This is a genomic window from Embleya sp. NBC_00896, from assembly GCF_045207785.1.
Lineage (GTDB): Bacteria > Actinomycetota > Actinomycetes > Streptomycetales > Streptomycetaceae > Embleya.
Genome location: NZ_CP108776.1, coordinates 5066229 through 5086688, shown reverse-complemented (window position 1 = coordinate 5086688; position 20460 = coordinate 5066229). Strand labels below are relative to the sequence as shown.

General features: G+C 71.6%; 18 protein-coding genes and 2 tRNA genes. 5 read left to right on the top strand and 15 right to left on the bottom strand.

All coding sequences use genetic code 11. The features are described from left to right. Nucleotides 1-16: 16 nt before the first annotated feature. The 3 genes from OG928_RS23170 to OG928_RS23160 form a co-directional block, all read right to left on the bottom strand. Entirely contained in the window at nt 17-862 is an 846-nt protein-coding gene (locus OG928_RS23170) for a DegV family protein (protein WP_406286839.1), read from the bottom strand. 199 nt (nt 863-1061) lie between these two features. After that, nucleotides 1062-1694, bottom strand: coding sequence for a hypothetical protein (locus tag OG928_RS23165; RefSeq protein WP_406286836.1), 633 nt, complete (start codon nt 1692-1694; stop codon nt 1062-1064). A gap of 248 nt (nt 1695-1942) precedes the next feature. Then, a complete protein-coding gene (locus OG928_RS23160; RefSeq protein WP_406286834.1) occupies nt 1943-3646 on the bottom strand; it encodes an FGLLP motif-containing membrane protein in 1704 nt (567 codons plus the stop codon). Here OG928_RS23160 and OG928_RS23155 point away from each other — a divergent pair. After that, nucleotides 3635-4228, top strand: a complete 594-nt coding sequence (locus OG928_RS23155) for a hypothetical protein (protein WP_406286832.1) — start codon at nt 3635-3637, stop codon at nt 4226-4228. The genes OG928_RS23160 and OG928_RS23155 overlap by 12 nt on opposite strands. A 102-nt stretch (nt 4229-4330) precedes the next feature. On the opposite strand, the gene leuS is transcribed toward OG928_RS23155, so the two are convergent. From leuS to OG928_RS23130, 5 genes are all read right to left on the bottom strand, one after another. Continuing rightward, on the bottom strand, nt 4331-7231 hold the full coding sequence (leuS, locus tag OG928_RS23150) for a leucine--tRNA ligase (protein ID WP_406286830.1): 2901 nt from the start codon (nt 7229-7231) through the stop codon (nt 4331-4333). A 242-nt stretch (nt 7232-7473) separates the two neighbouring features. Next, the gene (locus tag OG928_RS23145) at nt 7474-8118 is read right to left on the bottom strand and encodes a lysoplasmalogenase family protein (RefSeq protein ID WP_406286827.1); all 645 of its coding nucleotides are present in this window, start codon (nt 8116-8118) and stop codon (nt 7474-7476) included. A 180-nt stretch (nt 8119-8298) separates the two neighbouring features. Further along, nucleotides 8299-9063 carry a 3-oxoacyl-ACP reductase gene (locus OG928_RS23140; RefSeq protein WP_406286825.1) on the bottom strand — a complete coding sequence of 255 codons (765 nt, stop codon included), beginning with the start codon at nt 9061-9063 and terminating at the stop codon, nt 8299-8301. A gap of 11 nt (nt 9064-9074) precedes the next feature. Further along, nucleotides 9075-10448, bottom strand: a complete 1374-nt coding sequence (locus OG928_RS23135; protein WP_406286823.1) for an aldehyde dehydrogenase family protein — start codon at nt 10446-10448, stop codon at nt 9075-9077. Nucleotides 10449-10455: 7 nt separating this feature from the next. Then, nucleotides 10456-11835, bottom strand: a complete 1380-nt coding sequence (locus OG928_RS23130) for a glutamine synthetase family protein (RefSeq protein ID WP_406286821.1) — start codon at nt 11833-11835, stop codon at nt 10456-10458. 191 nt (nt 11836-12026) lie between these two features. Here OG928_RS23130 and OG928_RS23125 point away from each other — a divergent pair, with 191 nt between their 5' ends. Further along, nucleotides 12027-12599 (top strand): Uma2 family endonuclease, encoded by a 573-nt coding sequence (locus OG928_RS23125; protein ID WP_406286820.1) that lies wholly within the window; start codon nt 12027-12029, stop codon nt 12597-12599. Between the two features lie 51 nt (nt 12600-12650). Here the strand turns inward: OG928_RS23125 and OG928_RS23120 are convergent, their stop codons facing one another. Then, nucleotides 12651-13628: a helix-turn-helix transcriptional regulator gene (locus OG928_RS23120; RefSeq protein ID WP_406286818.1), complete on the bottom strand. Its 978-nt coding sequence runs from the start codon at nt 13626-13628 to the stop codon at nt 12651-12653. Between the two features lie 62 nt (nt 13629-13690). On the opposite strand from OG928_RS23120, the gene OG928_RS23115 reads away from it, so the two are divergent. Further along, entirely contained in the window at nt 13691-14851 is a 1161-nt protein-coding gene (locus OG928_RS23115) for an epoxide hydrolase family protein (protein ID WP_406286816.1), read from the top strand. A gap of 80 nt (nt 14852-14931) precedes the next feature. On the opposite strand, the gene OG928_RS23110 is transcribed toward OG928_RS23115, so the two are convergent. The 3 genes from OG928_RS23110 to OG928_RS23100 all read right to left on the bottom strand — a co-directional run bounded on the left by OG928_RS23110 (nt 14932) and on the right by OG928_RS23100 (nt 16982). Then, nucleotides 14932-15004, bottom strand: a tRNA-Ala gene (locus OG928_RS23110). Nucleotides 15005-15015: 11 nt separating this feature from the next. Beyond that, complete coding sequence (locus OG928_RS23105) at nt 15016-15792, bottom strand: rhomboid-like protein (protein ID WP_406286814.1); 777 nt, start codon at nt 15790-15792, stop codon at nt 15016-15018. A 230-nt stretch (nt 15793-16022) separates the two neighbouring features. Beyond that, complete coding sequence (locus OG928_RS23100) at nt 16023-16982, bottom strand: GlxA family transcriptional regulator (RefSeq protein WP_406286812.1); 960 nt, start codon at nt 16980-16982, stop codon at nt 16023-16025. A gap of 163 nt (nt 16983-17145) precedes the next feature. Here OG928_RS23100 and OG928_RS23095 point away from each other — a divergent pair, with 163 nt between their 5' ends. After that, nucleotides 17146-17784: an HD domain-containing protein gene (locus OG928_RS23095; RefSeq protein ID WP_406286811.1), complete on the top strand. Its 639-nt coding sequence runs from the start codon at nt 17146-17148 to the stop codon at nt 17782-17784. Further along, nucleotides 17781-18233 (top strand): nuclear transport factor 2 family protein, encoded by a 453-nt coding sequence (locus OG928_RS23090; protein ID WP_406286809.1) that lies wholly within the window; start codon nt 17781-17783, stop codon nt 18231-18233. Before OG928_RS23095 ends, OG928_RS23090 begins: the two co-directional genes overlap by 4 nt. Nucleotides 18234-18266: 33 nt before the next feature. On the opposite strand, the gene OG928_RS23085 is transcribed toward OG928_RS23090, so the two are convergent. From OG928_RS23085 to OG928_RS23075, 3 genes are all read right to left on the bottom strand, one after another. Continuing rightward, nucleotides 18267-19250, bottom strand: coding sequence for an SDR family oxidoreductase (locus OG928_RS23085; RefSeq protein ID WP_406286807.1), 984 nt, complete (start codon nt 19248-19250; stop codon nt 18267-18269). A 184-nt stretch (nt 19251-19434) separates the two neighbouring features. Next, nucleotides 19435-19507, bottom strand: a tRNA-Ala gene (locus tag OG928_RS23080). A gap of 173 nt (nt 19508-19680) precedes the next feature. Beyond that, on the bottom strand, nt 19681-20442 hold the full coding sequence (locus OG928_RS23075; protein WP_406286805.1) for an SDR family NAD(P)-dependent oxidoreductase: 762 nt from the start codon (nt 20440-20442) through the stop codon (nt 19681-19683). Nucleotides 20443-20460: the final 18 nt, after the last annotated feature.

Sequence of the window (20460 nt, the reverse complement as noted above, 5' to 3'; positions counted from 1 at the left end):
CCGCGCTTTACGCGCTCTACCGCGGCGACACCACCACAGCCAGCAACCCCGGGCCCGCGTGTGCCCCGATGACCGCGCCCACCTCGCTGACGTACAGGTCGCCGAGGTTCGGCAACCGTTCGCGCAGCCGGCCCGCGAGCGCCTCCGCACGCTCCGCGCTGGCCAGGTGGTGCACCGCGATGTCGACGGCCGCCTCGCCCGCCCGCTCGACCGCCAACTCCTCGAGCCGACTGATCGCCCGGGCCGACGTCCGCACCTTCTCCAACGGCGCGATCAAACCGTCGCTCACGTGCAACAGCGGCTTGACCGCGAGTGCGGTGCCCATGAACGCCGCCGCGGCCCCGATCCGACCGCCCCGGCGCAGATACTCCAACGTGTCCACGTAGAACAGCGCCGACGTGGTCTGCGCGCGCTTCTCGGCCGCCACCGCGGCCTCCTCCAGGGTCGCCCCGTCGGCCGCCGCCTCGGCCGCGGTCAGCACCGCGAAGCCCATGCCCATCCCGAGCGTGCGCGAGTCCACCACGCGCACCGGCACGTCGGCGTCCCGCGCGGCCAGCAGCGCGGCCTCGTAGGTGCCCGAGAGCTCGCCCGAGATGTGGATCGAGACGATGCCCGTCGCGCCCTTCTCGGCGAGCTCGCGGTAGGTCTCGGCGAACGTCTCGGGCGCCGGCCGCGACGTCGTCACGATCCGGCGTTGGCGCAGGGCGTCGGCGAGTTGGGCCGGGGTGGCCTCGGTCCCGTCGTCCAGCGGGCGGCCGCGCAACACGACCTTGAGCGGCACCACCACGAGGCGGTGCCGTTCGACAAGCTCCTCGGGTAGGTAGGCCGTGGAGTCCGTGACCACGGCGATATCGGTCGGCATCGTCGGCATGAGCGGGCAACCACCCGGATGTGAGACGACAGGGGTCGGGGTCGGTGCCACGACGACCGGGGGTCGGGTCGCTGATTCGAGACACCACAAGCACTTTTCACTGTCACCATGCCACGCCCCGGCGCGCGGGTGGCGCGCGCCACGGTGCGGCCGGCGCGTCCCGTCGTGGGGACCCGCCGCCGACGAAAGGTCAGGTCAGCCGCTTCGTCGAGGACCGGCTCTCGTCGGCGTGCGCGCGCAGTGCCGCGGCCTCGCGCTCGACGTCGGTACCCAGCCGCTCCAACTCGTCCTCGCCCAAGTGGCGTTCGCGATCCTGGACGGCCCAGCGCAGCGAGGCCGCGGCGTGCTCGATCCGGTCGGCGCGGTCCTTGAGGCCCGGCAGCTCGCGCTCGACCCGGTCCCGGTCGGGCTCGCGCTCGACCAGTTTCAGGTCGGTGTCCAGAGCCTTGGCGAACTCGTCGAGCCGGCGCAGCAGCGCGACCGCGTCCGAGAGCTGGTTGTCGTGCGCGTAGCCCGCTTCCAGGACCCTGCGGGTCTGGTCGAGCGAACGACGCACCGAACTTCGCATCCGCGCCGCGTCGCCCGCGCCACCCGTGAGGGTGTACGAACGGGCCTTGGACGCGGCGTCCTCCACGAGACCCCGCACCCGCGGCGCGTGCCGTTCGATGCGACGGCGCACGGCTCGCCGCATCATCGTGATCAGGCCCACGACGATGCCCACGAGCGCGAGACAGGCGAGCACACCGGCGCCCAGAACCACGCCCAAGGTCTCGGCGCCATCGGCCAACGAGTCGGTGGTCGAGGGAACCTCGGCGAGCAGCACGGGGCGTCTCCTGCCTGGTCGGGGCCGGAAGGTCTCCCCTCACAGTAACGCCGCCGAGACCCTTCGATACGCACGCGGTGGAAAACACCGCGATCCCGACCGATCGTCACCGACCGGAAACCGTCCGGACACCGCCCCGAAATCGCTCCCGAGGAAACCTGCCCGGTACGCGGCCACCCGGTCCGGAGCCGCTCCCGGCACGAAGCCGCTGCCGGCAGGTTCCCGCGAGCGAGCGGCACCCCATCCACCTACCGACCGCCGCCGTCGGCCCCGGCCCCGAGCGGCCGCGGCCGCGATCCGTACCAGCTGAAGAACGCCCACATCGCGATCGCGAGCAGGGCGAACGTCGCGAACACCACGCCCGTGCGGCGCAACATGTCGTCGACCCGATCCCGTTCGACGTCGGTGCGGTAGTAGGTCAACAGCACGTACGAGAACAGCGCGACCGTCGGTACGTACACGAGCGCCCACCGCGTCCGGCTCCAGCGCAGCAGCCGACTCCCCTCCAGGAACGGCAGCGGCAGCAGCCCGATCACCACCACCTCGACGCCCATCACGAACACCGCCGTCAGCGCCTCGCGCAGCACCACCCGCCAGGTCGCGTCACCACCACCCATCCGGTCCAGTCCGGCCAGCCCGAACCACGCCGCGACCGCGACGAGCAGCACGCACACCGCCCCGCGCAGAGCGGCCTGCCCCTCGTGCGCGATCCGGTACGCCGGCGGCACCCGCTCCCAGCGATCGGTCACCGCGACGTAGCCGATCACCAGGCCGAAGACGAACCCCGGCACGAAGTGCGCCCACCGCGAGAACCCGGCCATCAGCGCGGCCAGGACCAGCGCCGCGGGCACGATCCGCAGCCGACCGTGCAACCCGGTCAACCGACGCAGGTACCGCTCGCCGGGACGCGTCGCGGTCCACGTGACCACCGGCAGCGCGAGGAACAGCCCGATCCCGAGCGCGAGTGTGCGCCCGTTCCACCCGGCGTTCGGCTCGACCATGGCGAGCAGCGCCGCCGCGACGGCCGAGAACACCAACAGGCCGACCACGGGCGCGAACAGGGCCCACCCGATGCGCACCCGGGAAGGCTCGGACGGCGGTGTCGGCGCGGGCATCCCGGGCGCGTACCCGGGTCGCGGCGGCGGCGCACCGAATGCCCCGGACGCTCCGGCACCACCCGGCCGAGCGGCCGGACCGGCCGAACCGGCCGAACCGGCCGAACCCGGCGGACCAGGCGGACCAGGCGGACCAGGCGGAGCGGACCCGACCGGCGGCACCCCCGGCCGCGACGCCGGCCCACCGTCCCCCGCCCCGGTCCGCCGCCGAATCCCCCCGCCCAGCCACCACGGCAGCACCTGCCGGTTCTCCTCCAACGTCTTGTCGAGCAAGGCCGCCGGAAACGCCACGAGCACCATCAACGCCGCCACCCCGCCGGCCGCGTACGCGACCCGCTCGGGCGTGACCGTCAGATCCAACGGCCGCGGCACGGACTCGGCCACGTCGGACGTCCGCGGCTTGAGCGAGTCCGGTGCGGGCCCCGTGGCGGCGAGGTCGGGCGGGCAGGGGTCGTCCGCCGCGATCACGGCCGGCTGGGGCAGGCCGTCGGCCGAGAGCACGGTGAAGCGTGCCGCCAAGTCGATCGGGGCCGAATCCCCGATCCCACAGCGGAACTTCGGCGTCCGGCCCCGGGCGACACCCTCGCCGGCGCGGCGCCGAAGAAATGCGGTCCGGGGCTGCCCGGTCTCGCCGAGCAGGCGATCCTGGACAGCGAGACGCCGCTGCCGCTGTCGGCGTGGGCGGACCTCACCGGCGGCCGGGGCAGCGGAGCCTTCGCCCTCGTTTACGAGGGTGTCGGGCACGGCACGGTCGACGTCGACTCGATCTCCCGGCTCCGGCACGGCGATCTCGACGGCGACGGCGATCGGGACGCGGCAGGGCTCGTGCTCGCGCATCCGGTCTACAACGACGGACCGAACACCCCGCCGCGCGCGGGCCCGAGCATCGGCATGCTCGTGGTCTGGCGCAACGACGCCGGCAACCCGGTCCCGATCGGCGGTCACGCCATGGGGGAGCAGCCGAAGGATGTCGAGCTCGCGCTCGATCGCGGCCTGATCACCTTCGGCTACACCACGTCGAGCCCGGCCGAAGAGGATCGGCCCGAACAGCGGTCCACCGAGAAGGTGTTCCTACGTCTGCGCGGCCCCGCGCTCGCCGAGGTCGCCGACCCGAACGCGGCGCCGCTCGACCTGGGCCCGTTCGCGATCTCACGGGGCGGGCACAGCCGAACGCTGACGATGGAGCCGGACGGAACGTGGACCTATCGCGCGCGTAGCTACGCCGACCCTCCCCAGCCCTACTACCGCGAGACCACCGGCCGCGTCATCGCCCGGAACGGCAACACGGCCACCGTGCGGCTGGACGCCACCGGCCGTACCGAGACCTGGACCTACGACGAGGCGAACGACATGGTCCAGACGGGCAGCCTGGCCGCCGTGTGCGGCCCCCGCTCCCCCATCGGCTGGTGCGGCGCCTGAGCCGGCCGCAGATGCCGAGGGCCGGCCGCACGAAGCGGCCGGCCCCCGGCTCTCGGCCTTCGACCCTCGGCCCGCCCACCGGGCTCGCGACGGTCGAATCCGCTATGCCGGAACGATGTTCACCAGCTTCGGCGGCTTCACGATCACCATCCGCACCCCCGCCCCGCCCAGCGCCGCCACGATCGTCGGATCCGCCAGCGCCAGGGCGCGCAGCTCGTCCTCACCGATCGTCGGCGCGACCTCCAGGCGGGCCTTGACCTTGCCCTTGATCTGCACGACGCAGGTGACCGTGTCCTCGACCAGGTAGATCGGGTCCGGCTCGGGGAACGCCTCGTAGGTGACCGTCTGGCCGTGCCCCAGCCGCGACCACAGCTCCTCGGCGACGTGCGGCACCAGCGGCGCGACCATCAGGACCAGCTTCTCCGCGATCTCACGCGGCACGGCCGGCAGCTTGACCAGCGCGTTGTTCAGCTCGATGGCCTTGGCGATCGCGGTGTTGAAGCGCAGCGCGTCCATGTCCCGACGCATGCCGTCGATCGCCTTGTGCAGCGCGCGCAGCGTGGCCTCGTCGGCCGGGACGTCGGCGACGATGACCTCGCCGGTCCGCTCGTCCACGATGTTGCGCCACAGCCGCTGCAGGAAGCGGTACGAGCCGACCACCGCGCGGGTGTCCCACGGCCGGGAGATCTCCAGCGGGCCCATGGACATCTCGTACAGGCGCAGCGTGTCCGCGCCGTACTCCTCGGCCATCTGGTCGGGCGTCACCGAGTTCTTCAGCGACTTGCCCATCTTCCCGTACTCGCGCTTGACCGGCCGATCGCCCAGGAAGAAGCCGCCGTCGCGCTCCTCGACCTCGCTCGCCTCGACGTACACGCCGCGCTCGTCGGTGTACGCGAACGCCTGGATGTAGCCCTGGTTGAACAGCTTGTGGAACGGCTCGAACGAGGACACGTGGCCCAGGTCGAACAGCACCTTGTGCCAAAAGCGCGAGTACAGCAGGTGCAGCACCGCGTGCTCGACGCCGCCGACGTACAGGTCGACGCCGCCGGTGTGGCCCTCGTGCCGGGGGCCCATCCAATACTTCTCGACCCCGGGGTCGACCAGCACCTCGGAGTTGGTCGGGTCCAGGTAGCGCAGCTCGTACCAGCACGAACCGGCCCAGTTGGGCATCGTGTTGGTCTCGCGGCGGTACGGCTTGGGACCGTCGCCCAGGTCCAGCGTGACGTTCACCCAGTCGGCGTTGCGCGACAGCGGGGTCTCGGGCTTGGTGTCCGCGTCGTCCGGGTCGAACGTGCGCGGCCGGTAGTCGTCGATCTCCGGCAGTTCGATCGGCAGCATCGAGTCGGGCAGCGCGTGCGCGACGCCGTCCTCGTCGAAGACGATCGGGAACGGCTCGCCCCAGTAGCGCTGGCGCGAGAACAGCCAGTCGCGCAGCTTGAAGTTGATCGTGCCCTCGCCGATGCCGCGCTCGGCCAGCCACGCGGTGATCGCCTTCTTGGCGTCCGCCACGCCCAGGCCGTCCAGCGTGATGCCCTCGCCGGAGCTGTTGACCAGCGCGGCGTCGTGGGACACGAACGCGTCGTCCCAGTCGGTGGTGTCGGTCACCGAGCGGTCGTCGGTGGGCTGTACGACGCATCGAATCGGCAGCTCGAAGGCGCGCGCGAACTCGAAGTCGCGGTGGTCGTGCGCGGGCACGGCCATGATCGCGCCGGTGCCGTAGCCCATCAGCACGTAGTCGGCGATGAAGATCGGCACCCGCTCGCCGTCGACCGGGTTGGTCGCGTAGGCGCCGGTGAAGACACCGGTCTTGTCCTTGCCCTCGCTCTGTCGCTCGACGTCGCTCTTGGAGCCGGCGAACCGGCGGTACGCGGCGATCGCCTCGGCGGGGGTGGCCGCGCCGCCCGTCCACACGGCCGGGACGCCCTCGGGCCACGCGTCGGCGGCGATCTCGTCGACCAGCGCGTGCTCCGGCGCCAGGACCATGTACGTCGCGCCGAACAGCGTGTCTGGCCGGGTGGTGAAGACCTCGATCGGCGCGGCGTCGGTGGCGAAGGAGACCTTGGCGCCCTCGGACCGGCCGATCCAGTTGCGCTGCATGATCTTGATCGACTCGGGCCAGTCCAGCTTGTCCAGGTCGTTCAGCAGCCGGTCGGAGTACGCGGTGATGCGCATCATCCACTGGCGCAGATCGGCCTTGAACACGGGGAAGTTCCCGCGCTCGCTGCGCCCGTCGGCGGTGACCTCCTCGTTGGCCAGCACCGTGCCCAGGCCCGGCGCCCAGTTGACCGGCGCCTGCGAGATGTAGGCCAGCCGGTAGTCGTCCAGCACGGCCGAGCGCTCGGGGTCGCTCAGGTCGACCCAGGGGCGGCCGTCCGGGGTGGGCCGGTCGCCCTTCTCGAACTGCTCGACCAGCTCGGCGATCGGCCGCGCGCGGCCCACGCCGCCGTCGGCGCCCGGCGCCTCGGCGTCGTACCAGGAGTTGAAGATCTGCAGGAAGATCCACTGGGTCCAGCGGTAGTACGCCGGGTCGGTGGTCGCGACCGAGCGGCGCTGGTCGTGGCCCAGGCCCAGGCGGCGCAGCTGGCGGCGCATGTTGGCGATGTTCGCCTCGGTGGTCACGCGCGGGTGCGTGCCGGTCTGTACGGCGTATTGCTCGGCGGGCAGGCCGAACGCGTCATAGCCCAGCGTGTGCAGCACGTTGTGGCCGGTCATCCGCTTGAACCGGGCGTAGACGTCGGTCGCGATGAAGCCCAGCGGGTGTCCGACATGCAGGCCCACACCCGAGGGGTAGGGGAACATGTCCATCACCATCATCTTGGGCCGCCCGGCGACCTTCTCCGGCTCGGCCAGCGGGCCGGCCGGGTTCGGCGCCTCGAACGTGCGGTCGGCCTCCCACCGGTCCTGCCAGCGCGCCTCGATGTCGCCGGCCAGGACGGCGTTGTAGCGGTAGGGCTCGGTCGGGGCGTCGGTGTTGCCGGCAGGGCCCTGCGTCATCTCGGTCATCGTCCTCAACCATCGGGGTGTGGGCAGCCCTTCGGCTGCTTGCGGTCTCGGCCACCGCGAAGTGATCGTTCCGGTGCTACCGGCGGCCACCGCGGGGCGACCGTCGGCGGAAACGAAAAGACCCCTCGCACAGGAGGGGTCGCCGCGCCGAGTCGGGTGGGAACGGTCCTCCACCCGGTCTGCTCAGCGCGGCCCGGTAAGCAGCAGTACGGCACGCATGGCCTCAGGTTACCGCAGGACGGTCACAGCCCGGGGGCTGCACCCGTCGCGAGCGACACCACGAGCAGGATCTGGGCGAGGTGGTAGGCGACCACGATCAGCAGCGGAGCGTACGGCGTCGGGGTCCGGAATCTGTTCCAGCCGACGAGGGTGTCGCTGACGTAGAACAGGAAGGCACCCGCGACCGCGGTCGGCCGGCCGGTCGCCGCCGCGGCGACCACCATCAGCGATACGACGCCGATGTACACCAGGACCATCCCGATGTACGTGGGCGCGCTCTCGCGCGCGCCGGTGACCAGGCGCACCGCGTACGCCCCGGCCGCGAACAGCACGACGACGATGCCCGCCGCCGCCCACAGCCAGGACCAGCCCATGCGTTGGAAACCCACGACGTAGACGCCGTGGGCGAGCAGGGCCGCCGCGACCGCGCCCGGGAACCAGCGCGGGGCGAGCACGTCGCGCAGCAGCGACAGCGCGAGCGCGACGCTGAACAGCGCGCGCCACGCACCGTCGACGTCGTCGAACGACCACACGAGGACGACGAGGGCGCAGATCACCGCGGGCTTGAGGAACCGATCGAGCGGGAGTCGTTCCCGGGCGACGGCCACCCAGTCGGCGACCGCGAGCAGGCTCGCGAGCACCAGAACGAGCAAGGCGGTGAGGGTCACGTCCGGGGACACTACGCGCCGGAAAACGGACCATTCGCCCACTCGTTCGACCCGTCACGCAACCGTGACGGGATCGACCTCAATCGTGATCACGAGGCGCCGCCGGGGCGGGTCCGCGTGTCCCCCTTCGGGCGACTTCGGTGGAGGCGGTGACCTCGGCCGAGGGCGCGCGCCGGGTGCTCACCGCGGCGTCACATACGCGCCGGAGATGCCGCCGTCGACCAGGAACTCGGACGCGGTCACGAACGAGGCGTCGTCGCTGCCCAGGAACGCGACGGCGGCGGCGATCTCCTCGGCCCGGGCGAACCGGCCGACGGGGATGTGCACGAGCCGGCGGGCGGCCCGCTCGGGGTCCTTGGCGAACAGTTCCTTGAGCAGCGGGGTGTTCACCGGGCCCGGGCACAGCGCGTTGACCCGGATGCCCTCGCGGGCGAACTGCACGCCCAGCTCGCGCGACATCGCCAGCACGCCGCCCTTGGACGCGGTGTACGAGATCTGCGACGTCGCCGCGCCCATCCGCGCGACGAACGACGCGGTGTTGACGATCGAGCCCTTGCCCTGCCTGCGCATGTACGGGATCACGTACTTGCAGCACAGGTAGACGCTGGTCAGGTTGACGTCCTGGACCCGCTTCCAGGCGTCGAGCCCGGTGGTCAGGATCGAGTCGTCGTCGGGCGGCGAGATGCCGGCGTTGTTGAACGCGACGTCGATGCTGCCGTAGGTGGCGAACGCCACCTCGTACATGCGGCGCACGTCGTCCTCGCTGGTGACGTCGGCCCGGACGTAGAGGCCGTCGACCGCCTCGGCGGCCGCGCCGCCCGTCTTGTCGTCGATGTCGACCACGACGACCTTCGCGCCCTCGGCGGCGAGCCGTTTCGCGGTCGCGAGGCCGATGCCGGAGCCGCCGCCGGTGATGACGGCGGTGCGGCCTTCGAATCGCTGCATGCGCGCTGCCCTCAGCTTTCCTCGGTGGCGATGAACACGTTCTTGGTCTCGGTGAACGCGGTGAGCGCGTCCGGGCCCAGTTCGCGGCCGAGGCCGGATTGCTTGAAGCCGCCGAAGGGGGTCCAATAGCGGACCGCCGAGTGCGAGTTGACCGAGAGGTTCCCGGCCTCGACGCCGCGGGCGACCCGCAGCGCGCGGCCCAGGTCGCGGGTCCAGATCGAGCCGGCCAGGCCGTACGCGGTGTCGTTGGCGATTTGGATCGCGTCGGCCTCGTCGTCGAACGGGACGACGACGGCGACCGGGCCGAAGATCTCGTCGACGGCGGCCCGGTCGGTGCTCGCGACCGGGGCCAGGACGGTGGGCGGGAACCAGAAGCCGGGGCCGCTCGGCGCCTCGCCGCGGAACGCGACGGGCGCGTCGGCCGGGACGTAGGAAGCGACGCGGTCCCGTTGGCGGGCCGAGATCAGCGGGCCGAGGTCGGTGCCGGGGTCGGTGGGGTCGCCGGTCCGCAGCGCCTTGACCCGGCCCTCCAGGATCGCCAGGAACTCGTCGAGCACGTCGCGCTGGACCAGGACGCGAGTGCGCGCGCAGCAGTCCTGGCCGGAGTTGTCGCAGAACGCCATCGGGTCGGCGGCCCGTTCGAGGTCGGCGTCGGCGAACACGACGTTGGCGCTCTTGCCGCCGAGTTCGAGCGTGATCCGTTTGACCTGCGCGGCGGCCCGGGCGGCGATGTCCTTGCCCACGGCGGTGGACCCGGTGAACACGATCTTGCGCACGTCGGGGTGCTCGACCAGGGCCCGGCCGGCCTCGGTGCCGTGGCCGGGCAGCACCTGGAAGACGCCGTCGGGCAGACCGGCTTCGAGCCCGAGCTCGGCGACCCGCAGCGCGGTGAGCGGGGTGTACTCGGCGGGCTTGGCGATCACGGTGTTGCCGGCGGCCAGGGCCGGCGCCAGACCCCAGCCCAGGATCGGCAGCGGGAAGTTCCACGGGACGATCAGGCCGACCACGCCGAGCGGCTCGTGGAAGGTCACGTCCAGGCCGCCCGCGACCGGGATCTGGCGGCCGCTCAGCCGCTCCGGGGCGCCCGCGTAGTAGTGCAGCACGTCGCGCAGATTGCCCACCTCCCAGTGGGCGTTGCCGATCGGGTGGCCGGCCTCGGCGACCTCCAGGGCGGCCAGCTCGTCGGCCGCCTCGCCGACCAGGTCGGCGAACCGGCGCAGCAGCCGGGCCCGGTCGCCGGGGGTGACCCGGCGCCAACCCTCGTACGCGTGCCGGGCCTTGGCCACCGCGATGGTCACCGCGTCCGCGTTCGCCATCTCGATTCGGCCGACGACCTGCTCGGTCGCCGGGTTGATCACGTCGTACAGCTCTTCCCGGTCGGACACGTACCCCTCACATCCGCTCGAAGCCACGGAACAACTCCCAGTCGGTCACGGCCGCGTCGTACGCGGCGAGTTCGACCCGGGCGGCATTGGCGTAGTGCTCGACGACCTCGGCCCCGAACACCTCCAGGGCGAGCGCGCTCTTCTCCCACAGCTCCAGCGCCTCGCGCAGCGACGCGGGCACGTGTTGCGCGTCGGAGGCGTACGCGTTGCCGGCGCACGGGTCGGGCGGCTCCAGCCAGTGGTCCATCCCGTACAGGCCGGCGCCGATCATGCCGGCGACGGCGAGGTAGGGGTTGACGTCGCCGCCGGGAACGCGGTTCTCCACCCGCAGGCTCGAGCCGTGGCCGACCAGGCGCATCGCGCAGGTGCGGTTGTCGACGCCCCACTCGACGGCGGTCGGCGCAAACGAGCCGGGCTGGTAGCGCTTGTACGAGTTGATGTTGGGCGCGTACAGCAGGGTGAACTCGCGCAGCGCGGCCAGCTGGCCGGCCAGGAACTGGCTGCCGAGCCGGGACAGGCCGTGGGGGCCGGAGCCCGCCAACAGCGGGTGCCCGTCCCCCTCCTGACGCAGCGACAGGTGGATGTGGCAGGAGTTGCCCTCGCGCGCGTTGGGCTTGGCCATGAAGGTCAGGCTCATCCCCTGCTGCGCGGCGATCTCCTTGGCGCCGGTCTTGTACACGCTGTGGTTGTCGCAGGTGCGCACGGCCTCGTCGTAGCGGAACGCGATCTCGTGCTGGCCGAGGTTGCACTCGCCCTTGGCGGACTCGACGTACATCCCGGCGTCGGTCATGTCGTTGCGGATCCGGCGCAGCAGCGGCTCCACCCGGCCGGTGCCCAGGATCGAGTAGTCGACGTTGTAGAGGTTGGCGGGCGTGAGGTCGCGGTACGCGGAGTGCCAGGCCTCCTCGTACGTGTCGCGGTAGACGCAGAACTCCAGCTCGGTGCCGACCATCGCGGTCCACCCGCGTTCGGCGAGCCGCTCGGTCTGCGCCTTGAGGATCTGCCGGGGCGACGCGGCGACGGGCCGGTCGTCACCCCATCTCAGGTCGGCCTGGACGAGCGCCGTCCCGGGGTTCCAGGGCACGAGTCGCAGGGTGCGCAGGTCGGCGTGCAGCACGAAGTCGCCGTAGCCGCGATCCCACGAACTCATGTCGTAGCCGTCGACGGTGTTCAGGTCGACGTCGACGGCGAGCAGGTAGTCGCACGCCTCGGTGTGGTGCTCCAGGGCCTCCTCCAGGAAGAACCGCGCCGACAGCCGCTTCCCCTGCAACCGCCCCTGCATGTCGGTGAAGGCCACCACGACGGTGTCCACCTCACGCGCCTGCACCAGCTCCCGCAACCGCCCCAACTCAAGCACGATCCATGCCTCCCCGTCGGTTGGCCCCATCCAAGCGCAATCACCCCCACAACCGGGGGATTTCCCCACCCGATCGGCGCAGCGGACCGGCGCTCGGTGATCTTTGCGACAGGCAGCGGAAGACGATGCCCGCTTTACCCCCCTTGGGCACAAGATCAACGAATCCCGCGACGCGCCGGGCCGAGGCCCGTACTCTGGGAGAGCCGAAGGGAGCGACCGCTGTGACGACACTGCCTGACTGGATGTATCCGCCGAATCCCGGTGGCTGGACGGCCGACGACCTGGATTCGCTGCCCGCCGACGCTCCCCGCCACATCGAGTTGATAGACGGAGCACTCATCTTCATGATGTCGCCGCAGCGATACTTCCATGCGACGGTGATGAATCGCCTCACATACAAGCTTGCCGAGCAAGCCCCTACGGACGTCGCCGTTGCACAGGAAATGACTGTCAAACTCGGACATCGCAACCGTCCTGAGCCAGATGTTGTGGCAGCCCGGGGTGTGCCCGCTTGGGATCGCACCTTCTTCGAAGCGGCCGACGTCATCTTGGCGGTCGAGATCGTGTCGGACGAATCCCAGGACCGCGACCGCGAGACCAAGCCGCTCAAGTACGCGAAGGCCGGTATCCCGCACTTCTGGCGGATCGAGGAGGAGAACAACTCCCCGGTCGTACACGTCTTCGAACTGGAACCGACTACGAGCGCATACGTGGCCACGGCCATCGAGCGGGTACGGCTCGACCTCCTCGTCCCGTTCGCGATCGACATCGACCTGGCCTCGCTGTTGCGCTGAGCACCATCCCCGAGTCAGCGCGTCAGAGGTCGGCGTGCTCGGCTCGTGGGCTCACATCGGCTGTGGGTCCGGTGGGGTCGAGCGGGCGTAGCGGGTGGTCAGGGCGCGGAGGTGGGTGAGCAGTTCCGGGGGTTCGGTGGCGTCGAAGTCGTAGCCGAGCATGCCCAGGTGGACGGCCAGGGTGTCGAGCGAGTCGGCGCCGGTGTCCAGGACGCAGGTGTGGTCGTCGAGGGGTTCGACGACGCCCACCGCCGGGTTGATCCGCTCCAGGACCGCGGCCGCCGGCGCATGCACCACCACCCGCGCGCGGTATCGCCAGGCCGCGGCCGAGACCTTGCGCGAGACGTACTCCGCCGCGTTGCCGCCCGGGTCCTCGCGCGGGGCGAAGCGCGGCCCGGTCGGGGTGCGCGGCGTGATCCGGTCGATCCGGAAGGTGCGCCAGTCGTCGCGGTCGACGTCCCACGCGACGAGGTACCAGCGCCGCCCCCAGTTCACGACGCGCTGCGGCTCCACCGTCCGCCGCGTGGACTCGCCGGCGTGGTCGCGGTAGTCCAGGCGCAGCCGTTCGTGGTCGCGGCACGCCGACACGAGCGTGGTGAGCACGTCGGGGTCCACCGGCACGCCCGGCTTGTCCGCGGGCACGGGCACCATGTACCGCTGCAGGGTCCGGACCCGGCGACGCAGCCGCGCCGGCATCACCTGTTCGAGCTTGGCCAGCGCCTGCAGCGAGGTCTCCTCCATGCCGGCCAGCGCGCCCTGCGCGACCGTGCGCAGGCCGATCGTGACCGCGACCGCCTCCTCGTCCTCCAGCAGCAGCGGCGGCATCGCGGCGCCTGAGGCCAGCCGGTAGCCGCCGGTCGAGCCGCGGGTGGCATCGACGGGGTAGCCGAGTTCGCGCAGTCGCTCGACGTCGTTGCGGACCGTGCGACCGGTCACCCCGAGGCGCTCGGCGAGTTCGGAGCCGGGCCAGGCGCGCGACGACTGGAGCAGTGAAAGCAGGCGCAACAATCGCGCGGAGGTTTCCAACATATTCTCAGCCTGATGCCTCAGTAGGAACGAGGTGTTCCTATTGCCATCCTACAGTTCTACTCATGGAGAACAGCAGCAACACCGCCCCCGCCCCCGCCTCCACCGAGGTCCGCCCCTTCCGGATCGAGATCCCCCAGGCCGATCTCGACGACCTGCGCGACCGCCTCACCCGCACCCGGTGGAGCGCCGGTGTCCCGGGTGTCGACGGCTGGACGCGCGGTGTGCCGGCGGACTACCTCAAGGGCCTCGCCGACTACTGGGCGAACGGGTTCGACTGGCGCAAGGCGGAGGCTCGGCTGAACGAGTTCCCGCAGTTCGTCACCGAGGTCGACGGCCAGGACATCCACTTCGCGCACGTCCGCTCGGCCAAGCCGGACGCCGGCGCGCTGCTGCTGATCCACGACTGGCCGGGCTCGTTCGTCCAGTTCGTCGACGTGATCGAGCCGCTGTCGCGCGACTTCCACGTGGTGGTCACGAACACCCCGGGCGTCGGCTTCTCCGGCCCGCTGTCCTCGACCGGTTGGACCACCGACCGGATCGCGGGCGCGTTCACCGAGCTGATGGCGCGGCTCGGCTACGACCGGTACGGCGTCCAGGGCAACGGCGGCGGGGCGTGGATCGCCGGGGCGATGGGCCGGATCGCGCCGGAGAACGTCGTCGGGATCCACGTCAACGGGCTGGTCACCTTCCCGTCGGACGACCCGGCCGACTTCGCGGGGCTGACCGAGGGCGAGCAGGCCCGGCTGGCCCGGCTGCAGGAGTTCCGCGACGACAAGATGGGCTTCAACGCCATCCAGTCGACCCGCCCGGAGACCCTCGCGTACGGGCTGCACGACTCGCCCGTCGGCCAGCTCGCGTGGATCGTGGAGAAGTTCAAGGAGTGGACGGACACCGCGAGCGAGCTGCCCGAGGACGCCGTGGACCGCGACACCCTGCTGACCAACGTCGCCGTGTACTGGTTCACCGGCACCGCCGGGTCGTCGGCCAACCTCTACTACGAGATGGCGCACGATGCCGGCGCGTGGGCGCCCAAGGAGCGCGGTACGGTCCCGACCGCAGTGGCCGTGGCGCTGCCGCAGGACGTCGCGATCCGCCGGTTCGCCGATCGCGACCACAACGTGGTGCGCTGGACCGAACTCGAACGCGGCGGCAACTTCCTGTCGCTGGAGCAGCCCGAGCTGCTGATCGGCGACGTACGGGAGTTCTTCGGCGAACTCGGCTAGCCGGGGCGGCATGGAGGAAGCCGAAAACGCGAGAAAGCCCCTCCCCGATCAGGATCGGGAAGGGGCTTTCTCGATTGTTGTGGAGCTACGGAGAATTGAACTCCGGACCTCTTGCATGCCATGCAAGCGCTCTACCAACTGAGCTACAGCCCCGCGTGAATACGTCATAAGTCTACCGGGTCGGCCGCCGTGCTCACGACCAAGGGGGGTGCGAGCGGCGGGGGTGCGCGCAGCGGCCCGGCCAGCCGCAGCAGCAGCGCCGCGGTCAACCCGCACAGCGTCGCGAGCAGGTGGCCGACGTCCCAGATGGTGTGATCCACGATCACCGGGATGCCCACCATGACGAACATCACAACGGTGCCCGCGAGCCGCATCCAGCCGGCCATCACCAGCACCGCCGCCGCACACGAACCGACCTCCACGTAACTCACCCCGACGTCGGTCGCGAACGCGATCCGGTCCGGGAGTCGACCGGTCTCGATCGCGCCCTTCTCGAGCGCGGCGGTGAGCAGCGACCCGAACACGTGCGCGCTCGCGCCGATCAGCAGCATCCGCGGCGAGCCGTAGCGGCGCTCGGCCCAGGCCACCACCGTCCCGAACACGATCAGGTACGTGGCCAGATCCGAGCCGTGGTCGGCGACCCAGAACGCGCTGGTGAGCAACACCTCGACGGGGTCGTCGCCGAGCCGGAACAGGTTGCTGCTGTTCAGCTTGGTCAGCAGGTCGATCAGGCGTGGCGGCGACGTGCGTTGGACGACCGTGGACGCGGTGAAGATCGCCATGTAGGTGAACGTGATCGGCGCGGACATCACCCACGCGTGCAGCCGGGTGGTCCACGGGCTCAGCCGCTCGACCAACCGGCGTGCCTCGGCCCGATATCGGGCGAGGCCGCGCAGGAGGTACCACGCGATGGTGAGGACGAGTCCGAGGCCGACGGTCACGCGAGAGCCGGTGCCCGGACGCGGGCGATACCAATCCGCCGCGTCCACCGGGTGGCCGAGCGATGCTCGTGGCCGCGTGGCCCTGTGGGTTGTGCGGGCGTTGGTGGGGCGCTGCGGGCGCGTCTTGGTCGGGTTGGGATTCGTGCCCACCCGCCCGCCCGTTGCGTTTTGGTCGGTGGCTGCGGTTTCACGGGCAGCGGGTGGGACTGGTCGGGCCTCGTGGCCTCGGCCTAGCCGCGCGTTGTGCTGCGGAAGCGGGAGCGGTAGGTCGAAGGGGTTACGCCCAGTCTGCGGAGGAAGGCTCGGCGGAGGGATTCGTCGCTGCCGAGGCCGCTTCGGGCCGCGGCCTCGGTGACCGAGGAGCCGGCTTCCAGAAGGGCCTGGGCCGCCTCCACGCGCATGGCCTCCACGTACACGCCCGGGGGCGAGCCGACTCGCTCGTTGAACAGTCGGGTCAGGTGCCGTGGGCTGAAGCCGCCGAGTCGGGCCAGCGCGGGGAGCGAGTGGTCGGCCGCCGGGTCGGCGGCGACCGCGTCCAGGACCGGGCGCAGGGGGTCGTCGGAGCCGGTCGGGGTGCGCGAGGGGACCGAGAACTGCGATTGGCCGCCGGGTCGGCGCAGGAAGACCACCAGGTCGCGGGCCACCTCGCGGGCCAGGTCGGCGCCCTCGTCGGCCTCGACCAGGGCGAGCGCCAGGTCGATCCCGGCCGTCACGCCCGCCGACGTGTACACCTCGCCGTCCCGGACGAAGATCGCGTCCGGCTCGACCGTGACCGCCGGATGGCGCCGGGCGAGCACCGCCGCGTGCCGCCAGTGCGTCGCCGCCCGGCGCCCGTCCAACAGGCCCGCCCGCGCCAGCACGAAAGCGCCCGTACAGACGGACGCGATCCGCCCGGACACCGCGGCGAGCGCGACCACCGCGTCGAGCAGCCCGGTCGGCGGCGCGTGGTGCGGGAACTCGACCGACCCCGGCACGACCAGCGTGTGCGTGGCGCCGATCTCCCCCGCCGCGGCGTCGACCATCAGCCGGGTGCCGGCCGAGGTGGTCACCGGGGCGCCGGTCGGCGAGCACAGGGTCGGCGTGTACGCGCCGCCCATGCGCGCGGCCGTGCCGAACACCTCCAGCGGCGCGGTCACGTCCATCAGCCGGACGCCGTCGTACGCGAGCACCGTCACCTTCCTGCGTTGCATACCCCAAAGCTACCCGCGGGCCGTGTCCGAATGTGAGGGATCCACGTCTGGATGGACATGGCTCCGATCCGGCGTCCGAGGAAGGCTTGAACCCGGCCCGATCACGACCCGACGTGGCCCGCCCCACCCACCACGCCCCTCCACACCCCGAAGGAGCCCACCCGTGTCCGAACGGATCGCCGACATCGACATCCCCGACAGCGCGCTCGCGAAGGAGGCCACCGAGCTGGTCCGCGACACCGCCGGCCCGCTCCTGTACGACCACTCGCGCCGCGTGTACCTCTTCGGCGCGCTCCAGGGCCGCCGCCTGGGCCTCGCCTGGGACCCCGAACTCCTCTACGTCGGCGCGATGTTCCACGACCTCGGCCTGACCGCCGACCACCGCGCGTCACGGCAGCGGTTCGAGCTCGACGGGGCCGACGCCGCCCGCGACTTCGTGCTACGGCACGGCCTGTCCGCCGACAGCGCGCGGATCGTGTGGACCGCGATCGCGCTGCACACCACCCCCGAGATCCCCACCCGGATGGAGCCCGAGGTCGCGCTCGTGACCGCCGGAGTCGAGTTCGACGTGCTCGGCCTGGGCCTCGACGACATCTCCGCCGAGGCGCGCGCGGCGGTCGTCGCCGCGCACCCCCGTCCCGACTTCGAGCGCCGCATCCTGCGCGCGTTCACCGAGGGCATCGAGCACCGCCCGCAGACCACGTTCGGCAACGTCAAGGCCGACGTCCTCGACCGGTTCGTACCGGGCTTCGAGCGCACGAACTTCGTCGACGTGATCGAGAACTCGGGGTGGTCCGAGTGAAGCCGCCGCTGCCGCCGTTCACCGAGGCCGACGCGCGCGCCAAGGTGCAGGCCGCCGAGGACGCCTGGAACACCCGCGACCCCGAACGCGTCGCGCTCGCGTACACACCCGACTCGGTCTGGCGCAATCGCGACCGGTTCGTCACCGGGCGCGCGGCGATCACCGCGTTCCTGACCGAGAAGTGGGCCCGCGAGCAGGACTACGCGCTGCGCAAGGAGCTGTGGTCGTACGGCGCGGACCGGATCGCGGTCCGCTTCCAGTACGAGTGGCGCGACGCGGCCGGCGCCTTCTGGCGCAGCTACGGCAACGAACTGTGGGAGTTCACCGCCGACGGCCTCATGCGCCGCCGAGAGGCCAGTATCAACGATGTCTCCATCACGGAATCCGACCGCCGCATCCACGGACCGCGCCCCATCGAGGAACACGGCGTCCCGTTCCCGCTCGCCTGACCGCGCGCGGGAACCGCCGTGGGGGCGCTGCGATCACTCGGCACGCCAGCCGTAGTCCGCCACCCACGGGTGCGTCAGCTCCTGGCAGCGCCGCCAGAACCATGCCCGGTCCGGCCGACTCTCGCGCGTCGCCGCGCGGTAGTGGGTCGGCCGGGCTCGGCGGTCCTGCCAGAACAGGCCGGTGGTGGTGCCCGGTTCGTCGGCCGCGCACAACCACACCGCGGTGTCCGCGCCCTCCTCCGGGGTGCGCAGCAGCGGCGCGGTCACCCGGCGGAACGTGGGCAGCGACGACCGCAGGCCCGGGGTGTCGGCCCACCCCGGGTGCGTCGCGTGCACGACCGGACCGCCCGCGCCCAGGTGCTCGGCCCACAACTCGGCCAGCACGACCTGCATCCGCTTGGTCCGCGCGTGCGCGGTCGTGGCCCGGTACGTCCCTCGCGTGTACTCGATGTCGTCCACCGGCAGCCGCTGCGTGTACATCCCGCCCGAACTCATCCACACCACGCGCGAGCACGACGCGGGATCGGCCGCCACCAGCCGGCTGAGCAGGTGCGGCCCGAGCACGTGTACGGCCAGTGAGCGTTCGTGGCCCTGGGCGGTCTCGGCGCGTTCGGCGGACATCGCGCCGGCGTTGTGCACGAGCGCGTGCAGCGGGCCGTGCTCGGCCCGCAGCTCCCGCGCGAGGCGGGCCACGTCCGGCAGACTGCCCACGTCGCAGTGCCGCACGGTCACCTCCGCCCCGGACACCCGGGCCACGACCCGTCGGCGGGCCGCCCGACCGCGCTCCTCGTCGCGCCCGACCAGCACCACGGACGCGCCGAGCCGCGCCAGCCCGGTCGCCGCCGCCTCGCCGATCCCCGAGGTCGCCCCGGTCACCACGACGGTCCGCCCCTTGAGCGCCCACGGCTCGGGATCCTCCGGAAACCCGGCCCGTCGCCGCACGTGGTAGCCGATCCGGCTGTACCCCGGCACGATCGCCCGGTCCATCGCCCGTTCCCAGAACCGAGGCTCCGTCATCGCACGCCCACCTTCGTCGCGGTCACTCGGAAGAGTGCCCGAAGGGGCGATTTCACACGTTTTCGAGCCGTCAAACACCACTCGACGAACAAGCCGGGTGGGCCCACCATGGGCCGACGAAGCCCCCGGCGCGCAGCAAAAAAGACCGCCTCTCGGAACGAATTCCGAGAGGCGGTCTTGTCTGTGGAGCTACGGAGAATTGAACTCCGGACCTCTTGCATGCCATGCAAGCGCTCTACCAACTGAGCTACAGCCCCGCTATTCAACCGAGCCGAGGGGCTTCCCCGCTCGACCACGAGTACTTTACACGCTCCCCCGCACCGCATCCAAACGCCTTTTCCGGCACTCGCCACGCCGGGCCGCCGGGCGAAGCCGCCGCTCACCGGGCGCGGTCGCCGGCTCGCGGAGCGTTCCGCGAGCCGGCCGACCGTCAGTACGCGCCTGCGGGGCGCGTCATGCCCGCCATCGCCCCGCCGTCGACGACCAGCTCCGTGCCGGTCATGTACGACGCCGCGTCGGAGGCGACGAAGGCCACCACCTCGGCGACCTCCGCCGGAGCCGCGATCCGACGCATCGGGACGGACGGGAATTTGCCCGCGCCCTGCTCCAGGCCGACCGCGGCGATCATCGGGGTGTCGATCGTGCCCGGGTGCACCGAGTTGACCCGGATGCCGTGCTCGCCCGCTTCGAGGGCGACCGTCTTGGACAACCCGCGCACGGCCCACTTGCTCGCGCCGTACGCCGCGTGTCCGGGCATCCCCTCCAGGCCGGCCTGCGACGAGATGTTGACGATCGCACCGCCGCCGTTCGCCTTCATCACGGGCAGGACGGCCTGCATGCCGTGCCACACCCCGAAGAAGTTGACCCCGAATATCTTCTCGACCCGCTCGGGCGTCTCGTCCGCGAAGCCCGTCGTCCAATAGATCGCGGCGTTGTTGACCAGGATGTCCACGCCGCCGAACTCGGTCACGGCGGTCGCCACGACCTTCGCCCAGTCCGCCGGATCGGACACGTCGTGCCGCACGAAGCGCGCGGCGTCACCGAGCTCCGCGGCGACCTTCGCGCCCTCCTCCTCGAGCAGATCGGTCAGCACGACCTTCGCGCCGCTCGCGACGAACAGCCGGGCCTCCGCCTCGCCCTGACCGCGTGCGGCACCCGTGATGATCGCGACCTTGCCGGTCAGATCCGCCATGACATGTCACCTTTCCTC

What these genes read in the sequence shown, in the direction of transcription:
- OG928_RS23120 (WP_406286818.1), bottom strand. Translation starts at nt 13,628, where the DNA reads ATGTTGGAAACCTCCGCGCGATTGTTGCGCCTGCTTTCACTGCTCCAG.
- OG928_RS23100 (WP_406286812.1), bottom strand. Translation starts at nt 16,982, where the DNA reads ATGCAACGCAGGAAGGTGACGGTGCTCGCGTACGACGGCGTCCGGCTG.
- OG928_RS23115 (WP_406286816.1), top strand. Translation starts at nt 13,691, where the DNA reads ATGGAGAACAGCAGCAACACCGCCCCCGCCCCCGCCTCCACCGAGGTC.
- OG928_RS23075 (WP_406286805.1), bottom strand. Translation starts at nt 20,442, where the DNA reads ATGGCGGATCTGACCGGCAAGGTCGCGATCATCACGGGTGCCGCACGC.
- OG928_RS23085 (WP_406286807.1), bottom strand. Translation starts at nt 19,250, where the DNA reads ATGACGGAGCCTCGGTTCTGGGAACGGGCGATGGACCGGGCGATCGTG.
- OG928_RS23140 (WP_406286825.1), bottom strand. Translation starts at nt 9,063, where the DNA reads ATGCAGCGATTCGAAGGCCGCACCGCCGTCATCACCGGCGGCGGCTCC.
- OG928_RS23170 (WP_406286839.1), bottom strand. Translation starts at nt 862, where the DNA reads ATGCCGACCGATATCGCCGTGGTCACGGACTCCACGGCCTACCTACCC.
- leuS (WP_406286830.1), bottom strand. Translation starts at nt 7,231, where the DNA reads ATGACCGAGATGACGCAGGGCCCTGCCGGCAACACCGACGCCCCGACC.
- OG928_RS23160 (WP_406286834.1), bottom strand. Translation starts at nt 3,646, where the DNA reads ATGCGCGAGCACGAGCCCTGCCGCGTCCCGATCGCCGTCGCCGTCGAG.
- OG928_RS23130 (WP_406286821.1), bottom strand. Translation starts at nt 11,835, where the DNA reads ATGGGGCCAACCGACGGGGAGGCATGGATCGTGCTTGAGTTGGGGCGG.